The sequence below is a fragment of the Pseudomonas sp. CFBP 13719 genome (genome assembly GCF_014842095.1).
Classification (GTDB): domain Bacteria; phylum Pseudomonadota; class Gammaproteobacteria; order Pseudomonadales; family Pseudomonadaceae; genus Aquipseudomonas.
Map to the genome: position 1 here is coordinate 230582 of NZ_JACYVB010000003.1, position 19622 is coordinate 250203.

Annotated in this window: 17 protein-coding genes and 3 pseudogenes; 9 read left to right on the top strand and 11 right to left on the bottom strand. The window is 53.4% G+C overall.

Annotated features, from left to right (window positions below):
- Positions 1–167: 167 nt before the first annotated feature.
- The 3 genes from IFT57_RS11410 to IFT57_RS11420 all read left to right on the top strand — a co-directional run bounded on the left by IFT57_RS11410 (position 168) and on the right by IFT57_RS11420 (position 3557).
- Entirely contained in the window at positions 168–857 is a 690-nt protein-coding gene (locus IFT57_RS11410) for a GntR family transcriptional regulator (RefSeq protein WP_192051347.1), read from the top strand.
- A gap of 544 nt (positions 858–1401) precedes the next feature.
- Complete coding sequence (gene metC / locus IFT57_RS11415) at positions 1402–2574, top strand: cystathionine beta-lyase (RefSeq protein ID WP_122797581.1); 1173 nt, start codon at positions 1402–1404, stop codon at positions 2572–2574.
- A gap of 95 nt (positions 2575–2669) precedes the next feature.
- Positions 2670–3557 carry an EamA family transporter gene (locus IFT57_RS11420; protein WP_192151440.1) on the top strand — a complete coding sequence of 296 codons (888 nt, stop codon included), beginning with the start codon at positions 2670–2672 and terminating at the stop codon, positions 3555–3557.
- Positions 3558–3577: 20 nt separating this feature from the next.
- Here the strand turns inward: IFT57_RS11420 and IFT57_RS11425 are convergent, their stop codons facing one another.
- Positions 3578–4153 carry a TetR/AcrR family transcriptional regulator gene (locus IFT57_RS11425; protein WP_192051353.1) on the bottom strand — a complete coding sequence of 192 codons (576 nt, stop codon included), beginning with the start codon at positions 4151–4153 and terminating at the stop codon, positions 3578–3580.
- Positions 4154–4375: 222 nt separating this feature from the next.
- Complete coding sequence (locus IFT57_RS11430; RefSeq protein ID WP_192051355.1) at positions 4376–4963, bottom strand: acyl carrier protein phosphodiesterase; 588 nt, start codon at positions 4961–4963, stop codon at positions 4376–4378.
- Between the two features lie 191 nt (positions 4964–5154).
- Between IFT57_RS11430 and IFT57_RS11435 the strand changes: the two genes are divergently transcribed.
- The gene (locus IFT57_RS11435) at positions 5155–5403 is read left to right on the top strand and encodes a CsbD family protein (RefSeq protein WP_192051357.1); all 249 of its coding nucleotides are present in this window, start codon (positions 5155–5157) and stop codon (positions 5401–5403) included.
- A gap of 236 nt (positions 5404–5639) precedes the next feature.
- Here the strand turns inward: IFT57_RS11435 and IFT57_RS11440 are convergent, their stop codons facing one another.
- Positions 5640–6188, bottom strand: coding sequence for an SH3 domain-containing protein (locus IFT57_RS11440; protein ID WP_342030343.1), 549 nt, complete (start codon positions 6186–6188; stop codon positions 5640–5642).
- Positions 6189–6845: 657 nt separating this feature from the next.
- Between IFT57_RS11440 and IFT57_RS11445 the strand changes: the two genes are divergently transcribed.
- Positions 6846–7655, top strand: coding sequence for a hypothetical protein (locus IFT57_RS11445; RefSeq protein WP_192151441.1), 810 nt, complete (start codon positions 6846–6848; stop codon positions 7653–7655).
- 212 nt (positions 7656–7867) lie between these two features.
- Here IFT57_RS11445 and IFT57_RS11450 read toward each other — a convergent pair whose 3' ends face one another.
- Positions 7868–8833 (bottom strand): endonuclease, encoded by a 966-nt coding sequence (locus IFT57_RS11450; protein ID WP_192151442.1) that lies wholly within the window; start codon positions 8831–8833, stop codon positions 7868–7870.
- Between the two features lie 121 nt (positions 8834–8954).
- Positions 8955–9251 (bottom strand): hypothetical protein, encoded by a 297-nt coding sequence (locus IFT57_RS11455; protein WP_192151443.1) that lies wholly within the window; start codon positions 9249–9251, stop codon positions 8955–8957.
- A gap of 1092 nt (positions 9252–10343) precedes the next feature.
- Here IFT57_RS11455 and IFT57_RS11460 point away from each other — a divergent pair.
- Positions 10344–10712 (top strand): histone-like nucleoid-structuring protein, MvaT/MvaU family, encoded by a 369-nt coding sequence (locus IFT57_RS11460; RefSeq protein WP_192151444.1) that lies wholly within the window; start codon positions 10344–10346, stop codon positions 10710–10712.
- Positions 10713–10768: 56 nt separating this feature from the next.
- Here the strand turns inward: IFT57_RS11460 and IFT57_RS11465 are convergent.
- Positions 10769–11594 (bottom strand): annotated as a pseudogene (locus IFT57_RS11465) (inositol monophosphatase family protein).
- A 279-nt stretch (positions 11595–11873) separates the two neighbouring features.
- Between IFT57_RS11465 and IFT57_RS11470 the strand changes: the two are divergent.
- Complete coding sequence (locus IFT57_RS11470; protein WP_192151445.1) at positions 11874–14501, top strand: ATP-binding protein; 2628 nt, start codon at positions 11874–11876, stop codon at positions 14499–14501.
- A gap of 82 nt (positions 14502–14583) precedes the next feature.
- Here IFT57_RS11470 and IFT57_RS11475 read toward each other — a convergent pair whose 3' ends face one another.
- From IFT57_RS11475 to IFT57_RS11485, 3 genes and pseudogenes are all read right to left on the bottom strand, one after another.
- Positions 14584–15831 carry a hypothetical protein gene (locus IFT57_RS11475; protein ID WP_192151446.1) on the bottom strand — a complete coding sequence of 416 codons (1248 nt, stop codon included), beginning with the start codon at positions 15829–15831 and terminating at the stop codon, positions 14584–14586.
- A gap of 143 nt (positions 15832–15974) precedes the next feature.
- Positions 15975–16433: pseudogene (locus IFT57_RS11480) on the bottom strand (TIGR02391 family protein).
- The gene (locus IFT57_RS11485; RefSeq protein ID WP_192151447.1) at positions 16381–17304 is read right to left on the bottom strand and encodes a bestrophin family protein; all 924 of its coding nucleotides are present in this window, start codon (positions 17302–17304) and stop codon (positions 16381–16383) included. The pseudogene IFT57_RS11480 and the gene IFT57_RS11485 overlap by 53 nt, the downstream one beginning before the upstream one ends.
- Before the next feature lie 261 nt (positions 17305–17565).
- Here IFT57_RS11485 and IFT57_RS11490 point away from each other — a divergent pair, with 261 nt between their 5' ends.
- Entirely contained in the window at positions 17566–17970 is a 405-nt protein-coding gene (locus IFT57_RS11490) for an NUDIX domain-containing protein (protein ID WP_192151448.1), read from the top strand.
- A 189-nt stretch (positions 17971–18159) separates the two neighbouring features.
- Here IFT57_RS11490 and IFT57_RS26985 read toward each other — a convergent pair.
- Together IFT57_RS26985 and IFT57_RS11495 are read right to left on the bottom strand one after the other, a co-directional pair.
- Positions 18160–18417: pseudogene (locus IFT57_RS26985) on the bottom strand (hypothetical protein); the annotation flags it as partial.
- Between the two features lie 33 nt (positions 18418–18450).
- The gene (locus IFT57_RS11495) at positions 18451–18846 is read right to left on the bottom strand and encodes a DUF6957 family protein (RefSeq protein WP_192151449.1); all 396 of its coding nucleotides are present in this window, start codon (positions 18844–18846) and stop codon (positions 18451–18453) included.
- 159 nt (positions 18847–19005) lie between these two features.
- On the opposite strand from IFT57_RS11495, the gene IFT57_RS11500 reads away from it, so the two are divergent.
- A complete protein-coding gene (locus IFT57_RS11500) occupies positions 19006–19461 on the top strand; it encodes a helix-turn-helix domain-containing protein (protein ID WP_192151450.1) in 456 nt (151 codons plus the stop codon).
- Positions 19462–19622 lie beyond the last annotated feature (161 nt).

Here is a 19622-nt window from a genome sequence, read left to right on the forward strand (position 1 = left end):
CATATCGTCCAACAGTTAATTGTTAACAATCGACGAAATCGATCCTAGGCCCAAAGCTTTGGCTCGTCAACACCCTCTCGATGATCCCCATTCCCAGCGGGGACGGATGCTAGAAAAGCGAATTGTTAACTGTTGACAGCCACCACCTCGGTTGCCACTATCGTGGCATGAACCAGAAAAATGCCCTGTCCATTTCCGGCGAAAATATCGACCGCCGCAGCCTCGACCGTAAAGCAGCAGACTGCATCCGGGATGCCATAATTTCTGGACAGCTTCCCCTTGGGTCTCGTCTTACCGAGATCGGCTTGGCGACACAGGTCGGCCTATCCCGCTCGACGATACGAGCGGCTTTGCACCGGTTAAGCGGAGAAGGATTGGTGGTTCAGCACGCGTATACGGGGTGGGAGGTGTTTTCGCTCTCATCTCACGATGCGCGCGAACTGTACACCCTGCGGAGCTGCCTCGAAGGTCTGGCTGCCAGGCTTGCTGCGGAAACTATCGATGCGGTCGGTAAGACCACCTTGCTGGCAGCACTCAAGACTCTTGAGGTCGCAATTGAAGTCAAAGACTGGCGCGGGATTGCTGAGGCAGATCTGGCGGTGCACAAGCTGATCGTATCGATTGCCGGCCATCGTCGGCTTCTCGAACAGTACGCGCTGATCATTGATACAGTGTTACTCTATATCCTCCACACCAACAGGATGGTCGAGAGTGCAGAGTCGATCTACCCAGAACACAGGGCTTTAGTAGACGCAATTGTGTCTGGTGACAGCATTTTGGCTGAGCGCTTAGCGGCAGACCACGTCACTTCCCACGGACAAAGGCTTGCGAAATCCTTGGAGGCTACCGGGCATTGAGCTTGCCCTGCGTAGCTCTGAAGATCGAAATGTAACTGTGGCTTCTGGCCCTCTAACCGGTTTCATGCTGCGAGCGGAACTCACTGTCACCATAGACCGACCATCAGACTAAAAGCGCCAGCAGATCTCCGTTCAGGATTGCGTAACCAGCAACGCCTTATTGGATTGGCATCGAATCACGTGTAAAAGCTCACGGCCCCCTAGGCGAATCCTCGACTTCCTCTAGCCACCCCATCGTAATTTCAGATCGATCCTCCGCTCCCTCATTCCCTGACATCGAGTCAGGAATACCCGAGTTCATATCCAGTTCCGCCGTGTGGGCTACGTTCATCACGAACCAACCTGCCCAATCCGCCGAAGCATGCTCCACATCACCGCGTGCCCACCAACCCATCGCCGAAGCGCTGCCGAGGATGAACTTAGTCAAAAGGCGCTAAAAGACTACCTAATGGTAGACATTTAAAAAATGTAGATTAGTATGCGAAGGAAGCGATAGGAATCTCAGCCGACACTCACCCACAATCGTGGTCATCCGGAAGCTCGTATGAATACCTACAAGAATGCATCAACCCTTTTGGCCCACGCGTCAATTGACCCGGAGCAGCATCACGGTTTTGTGAATACACCTGTCTACCGAGGCTCCACCGTCGCGTTTCCCACATGTGAATCGATGCGTGAAGGGCGTCAGAAATACGCCTACGGACGCTGGAACAATCCCTCTACCGAGGCTCTCACCCAAGCCATCCAGCTTTTGGAAGGGGCAGAAGGCACTGTTCTATGCCCTTCAGGGCTCTCGGCTTGTACAACTGCCATACTTTCAGTAGTGGGAATGGGTGATCATATTTTGATCGCTGACAACGTGTATGCTCCTATCAGAGCCTTTTGTAAGCAGGTGGGTGAGCGTATGGGGATCGAAGTGTCGTTTTACGACCCCACGATAGGGTCAGGCATCAATGATCTCCTTCGATTCAATACTAGAGCCATCTACCTTGAATCGCCAGGCTCACTGACGTTAGAAATACAGGATATCCCAGCGATAGCCAAAGTTGCTCATGACAATGACATTCTCGTCATTGCAGATAATACATGGGGCACGCCGCTTTACTGCCAATCGTTAGAGCTTGGCGTAGACCTATCAATCATGGCAGCAACCAAATACATCGTTGGCCACTCAGACGCAGTTCTTGGCACCGTGTCCGCATCCAAACGTGCATGGGAGAGTCTTAAGCAATACCATTTCAGCATGGGTTTATTTGCTAGCCCTGACGATGTGACGCTAGCTCTTCGGGGAATGAGGACGCTTGATGTGCGACTGGAGCGACACTATATAAATGCAACAATAGTAGCCAAGTGGCTGGAGAGCCGAGAGGAAGTAACCGGGGTCTATTATCCTGCATTGGAGTCTCATCCCCAACACGAATTGTGGAAGCGAGATTTTAAAGGGGCATCTGGTTTGCTGTCGTTTACGACAACGCCTTCTTCGCAGTTAGCTGCTGACGCTATCCTGGACAGCCTATCGCTGTTTTCAATTGGTTACTCCTGGGGTGGCTTTGAAAGCTTGGCAATGATGGCAGATCCAAAGCCTGTCAGAAGCGCTACACGCTGGGAAATTGATGGTCATTTGATCCGACTCCACATTGGCCTTGAGGATCCATACGACCTTATCGCGGATCTTGAGAATGGCTTTGCGCAATTTAACAAGTTGCGTAATCAGTAGTAGCTGATATTTCTTGAAAAGTGCATCAGGCACAGTTTCAACCGGACTGCGCTCCAAGACAGGTAATACCGTATTCGTTCAGTTAGGAGCGTTTGGTGCCGCAGCAAACAATTAAGAAGTTTTCTTTCAATGGCACCAGAAAAGTAATTCCCCTTACGATTCTGGCCATGCTAGCCTTTGCAGCCAACTCGCTACTATGCCGACTTGCACTCCGTCACACTGAAATAGATCCTACATCTTTTACACTGATACGGTTATTAAGCGGGGCTGTTATGCTCTGGGTCATTGTAGCAATTAAAGGTGTTCGCGCCCGCCGCTCTGGAACTTGGCTTGGTGCCTTCACATTATTTGTCTACGCTTTCGCTTTTTCATACGCGTACGTACATTTGGAAACTGGAGCAGGCGCACTCCTGCTGTTCGGTGCAGTACAACTCACCATGCTAGGATACGGGTACTACAAAGGCGAAAGGATGCAAGCCGTAGCGATTCTGGGCCTCGTACTCGCCATAGGAGGGCTGGTTGCCTTACTGCTCCCAGGAGCGACATCGCCTGCACCGGCTAGTGCTGCACTAATGGCGCTTTCAGGTGTTGCATGGGCCATCTACTCCTTAATTGGCAGGCAATCGAATGACGCGCTCGCTTCAAGCGCATGGAACTTCCTGAGATCCATCCCCTTCATGCTTTTGGCCTCAACACCTTTCCTAGGTCACCTGTCCATCGATCTTACAGGTGTTCTTTGTGCGATTGGTTCAGGCGCGATTGCTTCGGGACTAGGTTATGCGATTTGGTACGCAGCCTTGCGTACGCTTTCCTCATTCCAGGCCGCCTCCATCCAGCTGAGCGTTCCTGTATTAGCATCGCTGGCGGGAGCTCTAGTTTTAAACGAAAGCCTCACCTCTCGTTTAGTGATCACATCACTTGCCGTACTGGGAGGCATCGGTCTAATACTGAGCGGTAAACGTTCAGCGGAATCACGCCGGTGAAGAGCCTGCCAATAAGGCTCTCAATGCTTAGATTGAGGAGCTAAAAGCCCGGCCAGAATCAAATCAAACCCAGAAGACTTCTGATAATCATCGTTCATGGCCCACGAGACAAAGCTTGCACCCTCAAGAGTGTTCAGCATGAACCTCGACACCTTCGTAACATCCAGATCGGCTTTGAACTCACCCAACGCTTGGCCATGAGCAAGGTTCCCTTGGAGCCAGGTGAGATGGATTTCAAAAAAATCCTTGGTCAATGTCCGTAGACTTTCCGGCAGGGCCAAAAGCTCTGCGGCCAAAGCACCACAGAGGGGAAGCATTCCATTCTCACTGCTATTCGAGAACATCAAGGCAAAGGCTTTAAGTCGGTCGACGACGCAGGTATTTTCGTCATTGATAGCGTCTAGCTGATTTTTGAAACGAAACAGGTAGCTTTCGACGATGGCAACCGCCATGCCTTCCTTGGTAGGAAAGTGGTGGTGAATACTTGCCTTCTTGATACCGATGTCTTCTGCCAGATCGGCATAGCTGAAGGCCGCATAGCCCTTTGTGCGCAACAGGATTTCAGCGCTGGTCAAAAGGTCTGAACGTGTACTCATGATGCGGCATCCGAATTTGTCATCCGGACATCATAAATTAGTCACTCCTCATAAGACAGCTTTCGCAATGAGCAGCACCGCGCTACCTGATGTGTGAAGCGCTCTGAAATGCCAGCCACAACAGGTTAGCGGCTGTGAGCGTTCATTGCTGGCCGAGATCATCAAGCGATGTCGGTCGCCCAAGCTCCGCTTTGAAGAGACTGCTCGCTGCCCCCAGCGTCCTCACATGACTTTTGCGTCTCCAGGCACACGCGTAAAAGCTTGGAGTGCTGGGTAAAAATCGCTGAAGTCTGCGCTCAGCAGCTCATAGTTACCTTCTAGATGTTCGAACAACCCATCAAGGCCCTCTGGTCTGGAGAGGCGCTTCGAGATTACGCCCAGGCCATATCCAATCATTTCAATGTCTCTGTAGGCGCACAGCCAGTCCTCCGAGATCATCAAGGGCTCGACCTGCGCCAGTGACGAAGGAAGGTTAGGCTCTGCCTCCAAGATCCCGTAGATCTGCTGCGCGAAGTCATCCAGCGGGACGTTAGAGTATTGCTCCCAATCGCGCGCGAGGCAGTGGTCAAAAAACATATCGAGAGCGATCCCGGCATAGCGCCTTTTCTCGCTGGGAAATCGTGACAGCGCTCGCTTGACGACCCGGTGGGCGTCAGTGAATGCATCAATCGTGCGATGCAGCTGAATCGCCGCCTCAATTTTAGGAGAAAAGCGCCCTGCGAGTGGGCCTTTAACAAAGTCCCCGTAAAGGCTACCCAGGAGCTCGTCAGACGACTGCCCCCCAAGGTGCAGATGAGCCAAATAATTCATCCAATGCCCCTCCATGCAGGTAGCGGTCGACAGTCAAGATAGCAGACTCGCAAATGTCCTATCTACTAGATGGGTACGTCCCAGGGCTTTATCAACTTTGAACGTATTTTGAAGCTCATCCCCCTAAAGCTCTGCACATCGCCGCTAGCTCAGCTGAATCTGAGCTGCTCACTCACGAAGGTATTGAAATCATGAAAAGCGAACAGGTTGAAGGCGTTATAGAGAAGGTTGCCGGCAAAGCTCAAAGCGCAGTGGGAAAACTACTGGGTGATTCGAAGATTGAAGCCGAAGGTGCGGGACGCCAAGCTGCTGGCCAGCTGACTCAAACCTATGGCGATGCGCTTGATAGCGTGTCCAAATTCGCGAAAGAAAAACCAGTGGCTGCAATCGCGATTGGTGCAGTAGCCCTGCTGGTACTTAACCGGCTCCTGCGCCGCTGATCCAGGTTGATTCAGGCAGAAAGGACTCTCCAATAGAGAGCTGCCTCCTGCGCTCATCCTCCCGCCCGTTGATCCTGCCCATCGGTCGGCAACGGGGGCGGTTGTACCGATCCAAAGCCAATACCCCGTGATCGGCAGGGAAGTTTATCGTGACGTTACAGCATGATCTATTGGGCGCTCTGCCAACGGGTCTGCGAAATCACTGATCTTCGTGAAGACCGTCATCAGATAATGGCTCAAACGCCGTAGCGTTTGTTTCCTCCCGACGTTATGCAGTACCGACCACCGCGAGGCCCGATGCACACGTTGCCCGATGAACAAGGACAGGACGAGCCGTACGCGGGAATCTTTTGGCGAGAAGGCTGTACTGGCTGAGTCACTGGTTTGGGTTTCGAAACTACGTAGCAGCCCGACCCGCTGCAAAGGCTTTTCAACGAAAGCCATTGGGAAGACTGACTATCAGTGCTGATGCGCGCCCATTCATTCCGGGTCTCGAAGACCTGAACCTTTTCCCCACGCTTCAGCTTCGAGACGACCTTACCGCCTGGTTGATCCCGGACATTGAGATTATCAGCACTTACAAAGTGCTCAGTCGCAGAGGCAAGAGCCGGCGCAGAGGACTGAGCTGGCGAAATTGACGTTAGCGTATTTGGCGTGCTTGGGACGCTCGGTTGTACCGGCGCAGGAGGGGCGTCTTTCTTCCCCATTCCCCACAGAACCGCAAAAAGAATCAGAAGCGGGACAAACCATGGTTGGGACTTCTTGCGCATATCCATTGCTCTCATTCAGCACGTGTTACACAGCTGTCTTCCTGACCAACCTGACGTCATCAGCTATTGCGAGCTTAGCCAAGCTTCCACTTTTTGCAGCCTGTCCAGTTCCGAAAGCTTGGGCTTGCCAAGATCCAGTAATTCAAGTAGCCGACTTCTCGCCTCAAGGGATGGAAACCATTCGACGACCTCCACGTTGCGGTGCCTTGAATCACTGATCGCCCGTTTCACTACCGTGTCTGCTGCGCGGACAATGTCTCGGTCGAGATAGATGTGGTGAGCGCTCTAACTGGCGATATGACTGTCTGGCGCTATTACGGGACGAAAGGGATTGGGAACCCTCGAAGGTCACAGCTGCAGAATTTCCTACGGGAGCCGGTAGCAGGATTTCTGGCATCGGTCTTATCGCTTGGCACCTGGTGTTATGGGGGCATCGGCACAACGCCTGTCGGCTATATGGCCGCAGGTCGTGATTTCGGAGTATGGCTCACTGGTTAGAAAGTCAGCCCCCCATTTGACCCGGATCTTCATAAACATCTCTTTCACAGTGAGCGATATCTAGACAATGATCTTGGCAACTGGACACATTACGGCATAGCCGGTTTGGCCGTTCGCGACTCAAGCTCTAGCTGTCTGCGCCGATACCTACGTAAACATCATGGTTTTTAAAGCATGCCGAAACGTACCCGTTTGTTAGTGAGCCTCCTTGGCCTGAGCCTGTTGCTTTACCTGTCGCTCAAGGTTGATTGGTCAGCCCCCGGTCGTTACTACCGCGATTATCAGAAACTGAACGCTTTGGCGAGTAGGAAGGATCAAATTGACCTTGCAGTGTCTAGATTGCAGGAACGCTATGGTAAAAATGCCGGCATGACCTACAGCGTTAGTAGCAATTTCAATGGTAGCTTTAGTCAAACTTTGCAGGTGACGCGCAATTGCGGGCCGCTAGACAGTGGAAAGCTTTTGGACGATGCGAAGCAGTTTTTTCGCGAGGTTGGACTCGGCAAAGTCGACCGCATCGAATACCTCTACGCGTGTGATTCTCCGCTTCCATTTGGAATGGTCGTGGATGCTTTCAATCAGGCGTTCAATGACGCACTTCATGAGCATCCTTGGTGTCGAAAGGTTGCTACTACATCTAGCATCGACATACCTGGTTCGGTGACTCAAATATGGGCAGACCGGGCCGCTGGGGCATCCGCTAAGTTGAGCCTTGACGAAGAGGGCCTCATTACCAAAGGCAGATGGCTCGACGCATCCCTAGCTTCGGCAGAGAAAAAGTATCAGTACCAGATAATGGTCTGCATGACTCGCAGCGCAATTCGGGTTCTTGAGCCATCGATAAGCAGCGACGAGATGAAGTCATTAATGAGGAAGATCTGGTTCAGCCCCACGAAAAGTGCTACGACGGACGTCGGCCGCTATACCTTCGACAGCCAGAAAAACCCTCTGAGCCTTTCGGTTACTCGGGTGCGCAAAGATTAAATTTGCCCGATAACCGCTCTGCTGAGGGTGACTGAGCAATCAGCTGCAAGCGGAGCGCGCATGCTGAAGGCCGACAGACAGGAGGATGGACGCCCGCAGAGCCAAGACAACGGCGCTACCGTTGACTTGAATCACGACAGCCGTTCCCGCACGTCGCCTTCAGATAGCCCCAGACACCTAGATCAAGAACTGCATGTACAGTTAGCCTCTGTCTACTTGCAATTACCCGCCTTCCGGAACCCAGCAACCTCTGCTTCTGACTCCGACCTGAACGTCACTCTGTTCTTAGCAGACACTTTGTCATAGCTGGGGCATCCGCTAGGTAGGTGGTACACAAGGCTATCGCTGTTGCCAATGATTACCCCTGCCGAAGCCGTACTGGTGATCTGAGACACTGGCGGCAATTTCGCAGCCCTCTGCGGGATCGGACTCACTATCCCATCACCAGAAGGCTTGTATCCGGGAGTCCATGAACGCTGTCCGGTCACGAACGGGTTCGCATGCCCCATGATGGCCGCAATACGCTTGTTCCGCTCAGACTCCCAAGGCGTTACCGGAAACTGTTTGTTCCATGCCATGAGCAGCTGTTGCTGCTGTCGCGACATGTTGAGTCGATACCGATCGAACATGTAGAAGGTCGTTCGGGCGACAAGGCCTTTGACCTCATCTCGAGGTTCGGCAGCACGCTGATCGAAATCTACCTTCGTCTTGCATTGGCCATACTGTGGCGCCACACCCGAAGCCATGCCGTAGTTAAAGTTGCTTCGATCACCGTTCACCTCACCCACAGACGGATAGAGATTGAATAGGTCTGCTTCCATGGCGCGAAATACAGGATCGTCGTCTACACAGTGTTTTCGACCGCCGTTCTGCCAGCACTGACGCTGGTGTCCAAACGTCCATGCTGGAACGATGTGCTCCCACTCTGTCCGCTCAGCACGTGTCTCCTGTTTTCTAGCCTGGAGGCCGCAAGAGTCCGCATCGATACGGCCACCTGATTTGCCGACCCATTTCCACTTGCAGCCGCAATACAGCTCGCCCATCGAGCTGTTGGCTTGGTCGAGATAAACCTGTTGTTTGGCGACGACTTTGGCTTCAGAGAAGGTTGCGGGCGGTGAGGCGAAGGCGGGCAGGGTGATAGAAGAAAAGAGGGCTAAAGCGGCGAGTATTTTTTTCATGTGGAGTGGCAGTGGCAAAGGAAGCGGCAGATTGTACCGATGCCGGCTACCATTGCCGAACCCTTAAGGTGGATGAATCTGTATATTTTCCGTGGCGCATACATGTCAAAGGAGAACAAGGCTACTCCAGCCTGATCTCGCTGTTGACCCGTCGATCGGCATCGGGATTGCCAATAACGTTTTTGCCATCCCAGTAGGAGCGGGCTGCCCATTCCTGGGTGAAGCGCTTTGACGCGCGTGCCTTGAAATTTGAGCACTCCATTTGTGTCCACGCCATGCGGTTGGGTTCGCATTCAGGTGCCTGGATGAAGACTGACTCAAACTTCGTATGGATGATGCTGTAGTTATAGGGCGCGAGCGGGATCGCGACTGCAGGTGCCGAAGCCAGAAGTAGCAGAATAAGAGGTAGAGCTTTCATATCAGTCCCAGGAAAAATCATCAATCTGCTGCAGCTGGAGCAGGGCCACTTAGTGACGTAGATACCTCACGATCAGCTCCCACATGTATCGTCACTGGAAATGAAAGCTTAAGGTAGCAGCGGCCTTTTCGGTAGAGCTTTCATATCAGTCCCAGGAAAAATCATCAATCTGCTGCAGCTGGAGCAGGGCCACTTAGTGACGTAGATACCTCACGATCAGCTCCCACATGTATCGTCACTGGAAATGAAAGCTTAAGGTAGCAGCGGCCTTTTCAGAGGATGGCGCCTCACTGCCTTACCGGGATGGGCAGTGCCCGAATATCCATTGACTATCCGCACACATGATTCCTTGCAGACCCTATGACTGAGCTCCCACCATTCTTCATCGACTCCGAAGCCTCTGACATAGCGCCTGATAGCTACCCAATCGAAGTAGTGGTGGCTTCCCTGGGTGGGATCTACCAGTCGTTGCTTCGACCGGCGAGGTACTGGACGCTTGAGCCACAATGCTCAGGATATGCATAGCCTCACCCAGGAACAACTGCACGCCACTGGTTCTACACAGCTGGCTGTGCCTGAAAGCTTGAACGTACTGTTTTCTGGCAAATCTCTGTGCTGTGACGACTCTGCGGAATGTTTCTGGCTGAATGTGCTATTCGAGGCCGCCGGTATCGAGCCGACCTTCACTCTGTCGCCGCTTGAGTCTTTCGTAGGGCGAAGCACCCACCGCGATTCTGTGCAAGATGCCGGCACGAAAAGATCATCAAGCGATCGCCGATGTCATAGCGCTCAAGGCTGCCGTCGATAACGCTAGGTGATTTGTCCAACCGCGTGCTGCAGCGCTTTTACCGCTGGCTATGAGTCATCAGGTCTGAGGGTTAGGCGCGAGCTGCAGTAAATGGGTGTTAATAGGTATGTATTTGGAGATCGGGCCGGTGACACTCCTATCAAATGAGGTTTAGTTGACCCGGATCTTGTGCTCCCTAGCTCGTCGAATAGGCGCTCTGACCATAAAAGGTTAGACAGCGCCGCAGAACCTTGTGGTCGTATAAGCAGTCCGAATAGTTATGTCCTTGACTCAATGGAGCGCTCATGTCACGCCTCGCGGAATATCGTCAGCTCGAAGAACGCATTGCCCAACAAGCCGCTAATCTAGAATCCCGCAGGAGCGACCCTGGCCTCAAAAGGGAAATCGAGTTTGAAACCAAATTGCAGGGGCTGCTTGCGCAATATGGGAAGAGCCTGAAAGACATCATCTCGATTATTGAGCCTGGTCGCGGGCGCGCGGCAGTCAGTTCCAAGCCTGAGAAGCGCACCAGGCGCGCGCGACAGGTGAAGGTCTACCGTAACCCTCTGACCGGCGAGATTGTTGAAAGCAAAGGCGGTAACAACAAGCTGTTAGGGGCATGGAAGGCGCAGTTTGGACATGACGAGGTTGAGTCATGGGTGAAGTCTTCCTAGGCAGCTCGGCGGTTATTTTGCTCCATGGATTGTTCGCCCTGCGCGTAAAGCGTCCGTTACTCCTCCACCTGATTGAAGACTTTGCTCCAGTGGCGCTTGGCCAACTGCTCGGAGGCGCCTGGAGCCCCTCGAAAGCAAAGTTCCGAGATCTTGAGCATATTGGCCTCAGTTAGCGTAGTGGATAGGCTTACCTTTCTCGTCGATGAGTATGCCTTTGGAGCCAATAAGTAAGGCATGGCCCGCCACGACATCGTGAGCCGACACCGGGTAAAGCGAGACGCCACAAACCCCATCACCAGCTGCGATCTTGGCCAACCGGTATGCAATCGAGGGCATTGCGTAGAATTCACTTGGTGCACACATTTGCTGATTGACCAAAGGCTTGTTTATAGCTGCCGCGCTAACCATGACCGTGTCGCCATCTGAAAGGACTCGCTTGGAAAGATCAACAGCTATGACGCTTCCATTTCGTAGCAGGTGATCCATCCCCTCAGCCCACGCTATCAGGTCTGGCGTACCGCTAGGCGTGACAGGTGCGTATACAACCTCGAGCACTGGTTGGTTATTATGAAGCAATCCCACTGACACTGCAGAGCCTTTAAGTCCGTTAAGGAAATCACTCGTACCGTCGTTGGGGTCGACGACCCAGCACCATGCATCACCGGTGAGCACATGGCCTGTCTCTTCCCCCCGCCAGTCGCAAAGCAGAATGCTCAAGAGCTATGCGCGGAGCGAGATCTCGATTTTGAGGTCGATGTCAGCTTTGTCTCCAAAGCATCGTCGGCCACCTGGGCGGACGCATTCGGCAGCGAGAAGAGCACCGGCTCGTTCGACCACGGAGGTTACGGATGAAAGGACTTTCGAGAGAGTTGGGTTATCCACTATGGCACCATCAAATTCGGGCGATGGGCTGGGTGGCGCGCAGCCCCATTCAGTCATCGTATCATCATGGCAAGCAAACAAAGGCTTCATGTGTGCGGTCACAGAGCGTATGCCATGCGTACTCTATCTTGGTAATTGGCGGATGAGATTGTCAGATTCAGGGCCTGCATCATTTTTATCCGTATCACAAAGCCACTACAGCTTTTTTCGATCTACGCTTATTGCTCGCCTGTCCGAAGAGGCAACGGGGGCAATAGTGGGTCAACATACGGAGCTGTCATGTCGAGTCTACAAGCGGAGTATCAGCGATTCCTGGTTTACCTGTCTGATCAGCCGGTGCACGACGATGTGCATCGGATGGCGAATTTGATCATGGCCAATTTACAGGGCCTGGCTGAGGTTGGTACGCAGAGGCGGGGACGCTCCAGTCGGCTGGCCCCGATTGCGCTTGAGCATCTAGAAAACTCTGCAATTCGGTGGCCGCAAGCCGCTGAGGCGATGCAGGTAGATCGTACTCAGCTGCGGTTGAGCCAACTGGAGGTCGGCCCGTTTCGCGGATTTATGCAGCCTGAAGTCTTTGACCTGAGCCACAACATAACGCTGGTGTACGGGCCGAACGGAACAGGGAAAAGTAGCTTTTTTGAAGCACTCGAAACCGCAATGCTTGGTTCGATCAGTGAAGCGGAAGCTAGGCGTTTTGCTCATAGATCATACTGCGATAACGCACGTCTTCGACGCCACGAAGTCCCACGGCTTCTTGGCTCGGTCAATGCCGGTAACATTATCCAGATCCCGGCAAGCGAAAAAGACTACCGGTTCTGTTTCGTGGAAAAAAACCGGCTCGATGACTTCGGCCGTATAGCGGCCCGAACACCAGGTAATCAGCGTCAGCTTATCGCGACGTTGTTTGGTGTTGATCAGTTCAGCGAGTTTGTCCGTGGTTTCAACGCCACGCTTGATGAGAACCTGAGCATCTCTAGCGTTAAAGCTTTGCAGCTTGAGGGGCGGCGCAACCAGGTTGCAGCATCGCAGCAGTTGATTGATACATACGAGCAGCGTCTTACCGTTCTAGCTCAGGAGGAAGAGGCGCTAGCCGCACGAATCCATCAAGGCAGCACCTATGAAGCTTGCGTCAACTGGATTCTAGGGACGCCAGAGACCCAGGGGTATTTGGTACATCTCCAAGAAGTCCTAGAATCGCCCGTACCCGTGCTACATGGATGTACAGCAGCTTACCTGCAGGAAAAGCGGAGAGAGGTCTATGAGACATATGCGGCAAGCCAAGCAGCGCAGCAGGAACTGACTGCCCGGGCTGGTGAAGTCTCATATTCGAACCTGTATGAAGCGCTCCTTCAACTGGCAGATAACGCGACAGCATGTCCAGCGTGTGGCACTCACCTGGATCAGGTCGCCCAAAACCCATTCGAGCGCGCACGCGTAGGGCTAGCGCAATTGGCTGAGCTCAAGGGGTTGCAGCAGCAATCAGAAACGGCAGCCAACAGCTTCAACGAGTCGTTCCGCTCCCTGCATGCCGAAATGCGGCGTGCATGCGGTGTCGTAGCACAGGTGTGCGCTAACGAGCTTCAAGCTGCGCAGTTGCCAGAGCTTCCACCGGCGTCTACAGGCAGTTGGTTTCAACCATGGGTGAATGAGAATGATAGGGCATGGCTGGCCCTCTTGGCTTTGGTCAATCGTGTTGCGCAGGCTGATGCCGCTACCCGTCAAATTACTGAGCAAAGGCGAACTCTGGCCCAGGAGAGGATGAGGCTTGATGGGTTCAAGACCGAGATAGAGCGATGCAAACTTCTTCGATCCCAAGCTCTCGCTGATTTCACGCAGGCTCAAGCAACGATTGCCCAGTTCGAAGCTAACAATCAGCAACTGATCGAAGAGGTCGCACATGAAGCATTGACTCTTAAACACAATAGGCGGATCAAGGCCGCCTATGATGGATACCTACCGCAATTGCAGGCCTACCTCGCCGCGTTGCCAGGCCAGCTTCTGCAGGGGCTAGGTGATAGCGCTCGCGATCTGTACAACCTGTTCAACCGTGAGGATCCTCCACCTGCTCTGATCCATGCTCTCAGGCTGCCGCTTGCCGAGAACGGAAAAATTGAAATTGAATTTGTAGGTCAGCCGGGTGAGCGCTTTGATGCGTTGATGATCTTGAGCGAGGGCCATATCCGGTGCCTGGGCCTAGCAATACTGCTGGCCAAGAATCTCGCCGAAAACTGCCCAGTAGTGATCTTCGACGACGTCGTAAATGCCATTGATGATGAGCATCGGGATGGCATCTGGCGAACGTTTTTTGAGAGCGGTTTACTCGATGCCAAGCAGGTCATCCTCACCTCACATGCCGAAGAGTTCCTGCATCGAATTCAACAGGAAATTGGTGCACAGCGAGCTGCACAGATACGTCGGTACCGCTTCCTTCCTCACCATGGTGAGCATCACCTTCGCATCGATACTGACCCACCAACCAAGAACTATGTCCTATTGGCACAAGCCTCAGTAGATGCGGAAGAGAAGCGGGATGCGCTGCGTCACTCTCGAGCAGCAATCGAGAGCCTGACTGATCGAGCATGGACGTGGTTCGGCAAGCGTCAAGATAGTCGACTTGAATTGAGGCTTGCCGGCCCGCGAGCCAAGTGGGAGCTGAACAACAAGTGCCTAAAGCTTCGAGGTGGGTTGGGTAGGATTCAAAACCCTTCCCAGGGCGTTCAGGCCATACTTTCTGGGCTTGATGCCTTGCTCCGAGTGAATGGAACATCTATTGAGTGGAGCTATCTCAACACCGGTACTCACGACTCACAGCAAGACCATGAGTTTGACCGAGCCACGGTGAGTGCGATTGTGGCCGCAGCTTCGGCCATGGATAACGGTCTTGAAGCATTGAGAAACGGCTAGGACAGGGCCACTGTGGGGCATCCTATAGGGTGCCCTACCACTCAAAGGTTGGCTCAGATCAGAGGTGATCAGAGGACTGTTTCTACTTTGGTTTCGATGACCGTTCGAACACGGCATCGAAGTCAAATACGAAATCAAGCTTTACTTTGGCCCCTTCGCCGGCCTGAAGGTCAGCAGGGACGAGCGAGCAATTCTCGATACGATGATCCCCTGATAGGAAATTTTCCATCATAGGATCTAAGCCCGATTCACCCTGCAGAAGCTTTTCACGGCCAGCTAAGACCTCTACGAGCAGGGCGGCGGGGATCTCGAGGCTCATACCATTATTTCCGGTAGTCATACGCATGCTCCCTAGCAATTTTCTACCCAGCCCCTTGCTAGGGGTCTGGTATTGATTAAGCTCAAACGAGTATTTCCAGCGATTGAAGTCAAGGCGTGTCAAGGCTTCAAGCATGCTGTCGGTCATGGGGGCCTTAGCTCTACCATTAGCATACATCCAGGGATGGGCTAGCTTGGTAAGCGGGCTGAGAGGCCGGAAAACATGTTTGATGTTTACGGTAATAACGCAGCCCACGGAGCTCGTTTCACTGAAGGCCGCACGTACTGCCTGCTTAGGGCTAATCACTCCCGGGGCCGAGCTATCAGAGAGTGCTCGGCTGGTGTCGGAGCCCACGCAGACGATGCGCAAGCCCTCCACGGAATGATGGCTGGCCTTGTTTTTTACGATTTTGAATAGCTGATGTTGCCTCACGTCTTTTGGTGCTTCTTGTACTAATGCACTTCCGCTTGCGGAGGTGGCTGAAGGGGCGTAGGTCACTTCGAAGCTGAAGACGGAATGGGCCAAGGTGAAGGACTGTAACGGCTCGGTCTTAATGCGATCAAAAAGCTCTTTGACGTAGTCTTCCCTCAGGAATTTCTTGATTTCATGAAGTCCGGGCAGACAGCGTTCGTAGCCAGCGGGCGTAGAGACTCCCGTGAACCTTAGGGAAATCTTTTCAGGTGCAACGTCCTGATTTTTCGCATGTGTGCGAAGAGCTATAGTCAGCTCGCGGGACTGCCGCTCCTGCTTCCAGTATTTGTCATAAAGGAATGCGACCTCCACCCAAGCTTGAGTCCCGTCGGGCAAAGTCACGCGAATATCGGGGCTGTTGGGAAAGGGCTCGTACTCAACCTTGCCTAGCGCCGCAAACGCCTGAATCGCAAGCAGCTCGAAAATTGCAGCGGAACGATTTTCTGACTTGGTCAGATTGCCACGGATCTGAACCAAAGGTTGATCTACTAGGCCCTCACATTCGATCAGTAACTCTCTGACTTGCTCTTCCTTCAGCATCCAAGCCACCTCAGTTTCGCTAGCTTCTGAGTGTACTCACCTCCGCACGGGAGGAGTAGGGCCCAGACGGCTGCCGAAAATGAAGGGGCACCGAGGACAATTGGCTGCTCGACCACTGCTGTGGGACGGCTCAGATTCTTTGATCAGGCCTTGCTGACATTGTCGAGTTTGCGCTGCACTAGAGAAACCAGGCTGAAAATGTCGAGCGCGTCCTGCTCGGACATTGGCCAATTGATTTTTGCAGCGTGGGTGAGAGGGTTACGCACTGCGCCGAAGAGGCCTATCAGCGGGTTCGCAAAGCCTTGCTGTTAACTCTTGGCAGAGTCTGTAACGAGCGACCCCAGCATCAGTTTTGGCTCAGGGCCCATAAATGCCTGCGTGACCAGATGCGCGCCATCGCCAGTCAATCCGGATAGGCCGGGTACCCTATCTGCTACTCCTTTAATTCCTTCGAAAACTGCGTGGAAGTAACTCTCGTCGAGAAGCTCTGCCCGACAATAGGTCATGATCGAGTCGTGGACATTACGTGCTTCAAGGGCGGCCTTCAGCCTACGCGGCGCTGGCCGTAGATCGTGAGGGCAACACCAGTTGAGTCTGGCCAGGTTTGTTGAACATCGAGCACAGGTTTTTCTCGATGTTTTTGCAGAAGTCGTCCATACGGATGCGGTGTTGGCTGTTGCCGAACGGTGCCTGCAAATCAGTGCCTATCCGCTCCATGGCCAGCAGCATACATCCCACGACCGTTGAAATAGCTGGAGTGAACCATCCCAAGGTAGGCACGAGACTCAGGGGCATGATCACGCAAAACAGCGCACTGAACAGTCGAGGAAAGTAGACGTAAGGATACGGAAGCGGCGTGTTGGCTATCCGCTCCATTCCGCCTTGGGCGTTAGAGATATCGACCATCGTCGATTCCAGCCTGGCGAGTCGGATGCTATCGAGCCGACCTGCCTGATATTCCTCGGCAATGATCGACGCCGATACGCTCAGAATGTCGTTGGGGAAGTTATTGGTATCTCTCGCTCTGCTGATTTCGGATGGGGGCAGTAATCCATCAAGACCGATGGCAACGTCACCGCCGCCTTTCAAATGCGCTCGGAGGGCTTGTAGATATGCCACATGACGTTGCAATAGCAAGGCTTTGACAGGGTTAACACTCTGCTTCCCTTCGCCGTCGATCAAGGTCATCACTTCGCGGCCATAGCTGCGAGAGGTGTTCACCATGGATCCCCATAGCGTTCTCGCTTCCCACCAGCGGTTGTAGACGCTCGTGTTCCGGAAGCTGATCAGCACGACCAGGGCGGAGCACAGTAACGTCAGCGGCATCAGGGGCAATTCAATGTCGTAGCCGGCAAACAACATGGCATCCACCGTCACGGCGACATCCCAGAGCAACAGCCAGAACAGTGCCCAGCCGACATAGTTCACCGTCCGTTTGAAACACATCCATTTTATCTCTAGTGGCCCGGCCATATGCGTACTCCTTCCCAAGGCGGCGATCACTGAATCACGAGTTCTGATCTGTTCGTAACGCGACCCTACGGGAGGGAGCTTAATGGACGCTTAATTTCGCCAGCGGCGGTGCTGCAGGCACGCAGCTAGACACGGACGACCTAGCAATCCGAACAAAGGCTAGACTCATCCCCATCCGGAAACAGCTGACCGGCGGAACTCGGAGCCCAGCAAGCTCTCTGTTATTGATATATTACATTTTGATGACAGCTAGGATGCACAGTGACGGCATCGAATGCTGGCTTACGAAAAAGTCCAAGTAAGAAGCATCGGGCGACGATTATCTTCCTACGTGGCGGCAAGATCTTGTTTGTCCGTAAGCGCCACGCCAAATGGAATCTTCCTGGTGGTCGAGTCGAAGAGGATGAAACGCCGGTAAAGGCGGCCTACCGTGAGATGACTGAGGAAACGGGGATCACGCTCGGCCACGTGTTCTACATCTCAGAATACAAGCACGACGATGTCATTCACCGCTTGTTTGAGAGCACAATCTCCCTGCCTAAAGGGCCTCAGCCACGGAACGAGATCGTGGAATGCCGCTGGCTCACATTGCAGGAGCTTAAAGGCAGTAATGTCAATTCTTCGGGGAGGCCACTGCTGAAGCGCTGGATGGATGACGCCGCGTAGCCCCATCGTGAATTCGCAGCGCAGCAGTGGCTCCATCTGTAAGTAGAGCGCGCAGGCCGGTAGGCCGGGAGGCATGAAGATGGAAGCCCAAGGGCCGAGACATCGGCGGTGGCTGATGGCTTGGTTCACAACAGCTGACCCCTTGAAGGGGCAGGCACACACCACCCTCTATGTGTGCATCGGTAGCCCCTTGTTCATCCATCCTGGGGTAACGACTTGGACTTCCTGCACCAGCACGTTCCCGTTTTGAGAGACAAGCAGCTCAACCAAACGGGGCTCGTCGCTCAACATCTTTTCGTAAGCTACGAAGCGATCTTTGTGTCGTCGTTTTAGGCTCACGTGATACCAATGGGTGACCAGAGATCGCGACACCGCGTGAAAATGAGCGAGACCGTCCCCGAACATCCCCACCGGGCCGGCCTGGTCTTGCATGCTAATCCTGAACATCGTGTAGAGCAGGCCCACGAAGCGAACTTGCGATTAACATAAGCCAAATATTGTCTTCAGCGATGCAGTCATCTCGCGTCCTTTTCCCATAAGCACGTACACCGTGTTTCGCGTCTCGAAAAAGCAAACACCGTCGAACGATTTGCACAGGGTTGAGCGCACCCAGCCGCCTGGAGGAAACCGTCCCTGCTCGTCATAGACGACGTAGTGCGCATACATGAACATCGGCTCCAAGCCTGTTGCTCGTACTTTCGCCAGTGATTCGGGAGACTCATCAACGTGAAAAATCAGCCAGCCTTCAACCAAGCAGTAGGCTTTACGGGGGAATCGCTCGGCCACCAATGCTTCTATCTCGACTCGAGTCAGGTCTGTACCGAACGACGAGGCCTGGCCCTCTCGATGCACTTCATCCTCAAAGGAATTACCCATAAATTGCAGCTCCAAAAGGCAGCGGAAAGACAATGGAGACGTCAGCGGGTGTAAATGCCCACGCGATCACGGCCAAAGGGCTATCGCAATGACTATATACATTTGTTTGGCCCCAATCAAACCCGTCATACGTCCTCCTTTTTGGAGGAGGTTGCTCTGATGTCTTTGCGGAAGGCTTACGCTGCGACGCTGCAGTTGCTGAGAGTGCGGAGTGATTTGTCGCAAGCCGATTTTCAGGGTCAGGCTGACCAGGCGCACATCAGCAGGTTGGAAGCGTCAAAAACGTCAGCTAGCGTCGACCTTACCGCTGATATAGCTAACTCCTTAGGCCTGACGCCTCTAGCCTTTCTCACGCTTGTGACTTCTGCTCATGAAGGGAAGTCAGCGCGCTCTATGCTCGATGAAGTGCTCGCAGAATTGCATGAGCTCGGTGTAGTGGATGAAGTCCTGCCTAATGAGCCAAAGACGCTCACCCCGCCCCAAACAGCGGCAGCCGCAGAGAAGTTAAAGGCGGTGCAGGAGTTGAAAAAAGCAGGACTCTCGCGAGCCGAGGTCTCTTTGCAATTAGGAATGCCCAAAACCACCGTCCGGCGATTTTGGAATGATGAAGGTTGATTAAGGCGGGCGCAAAATCAATTGATCAAGAAAGAATGTAGCTTTAGGAGAGCCACTGGGACGCTACCCGACTGACGACGTTCGGTTGATGACAGAAGCCGCTGCTGACGCTCCGGGCCATGTGTTCCGGGAGGGCTTCAGATACAGCAACGCGGAGGTGC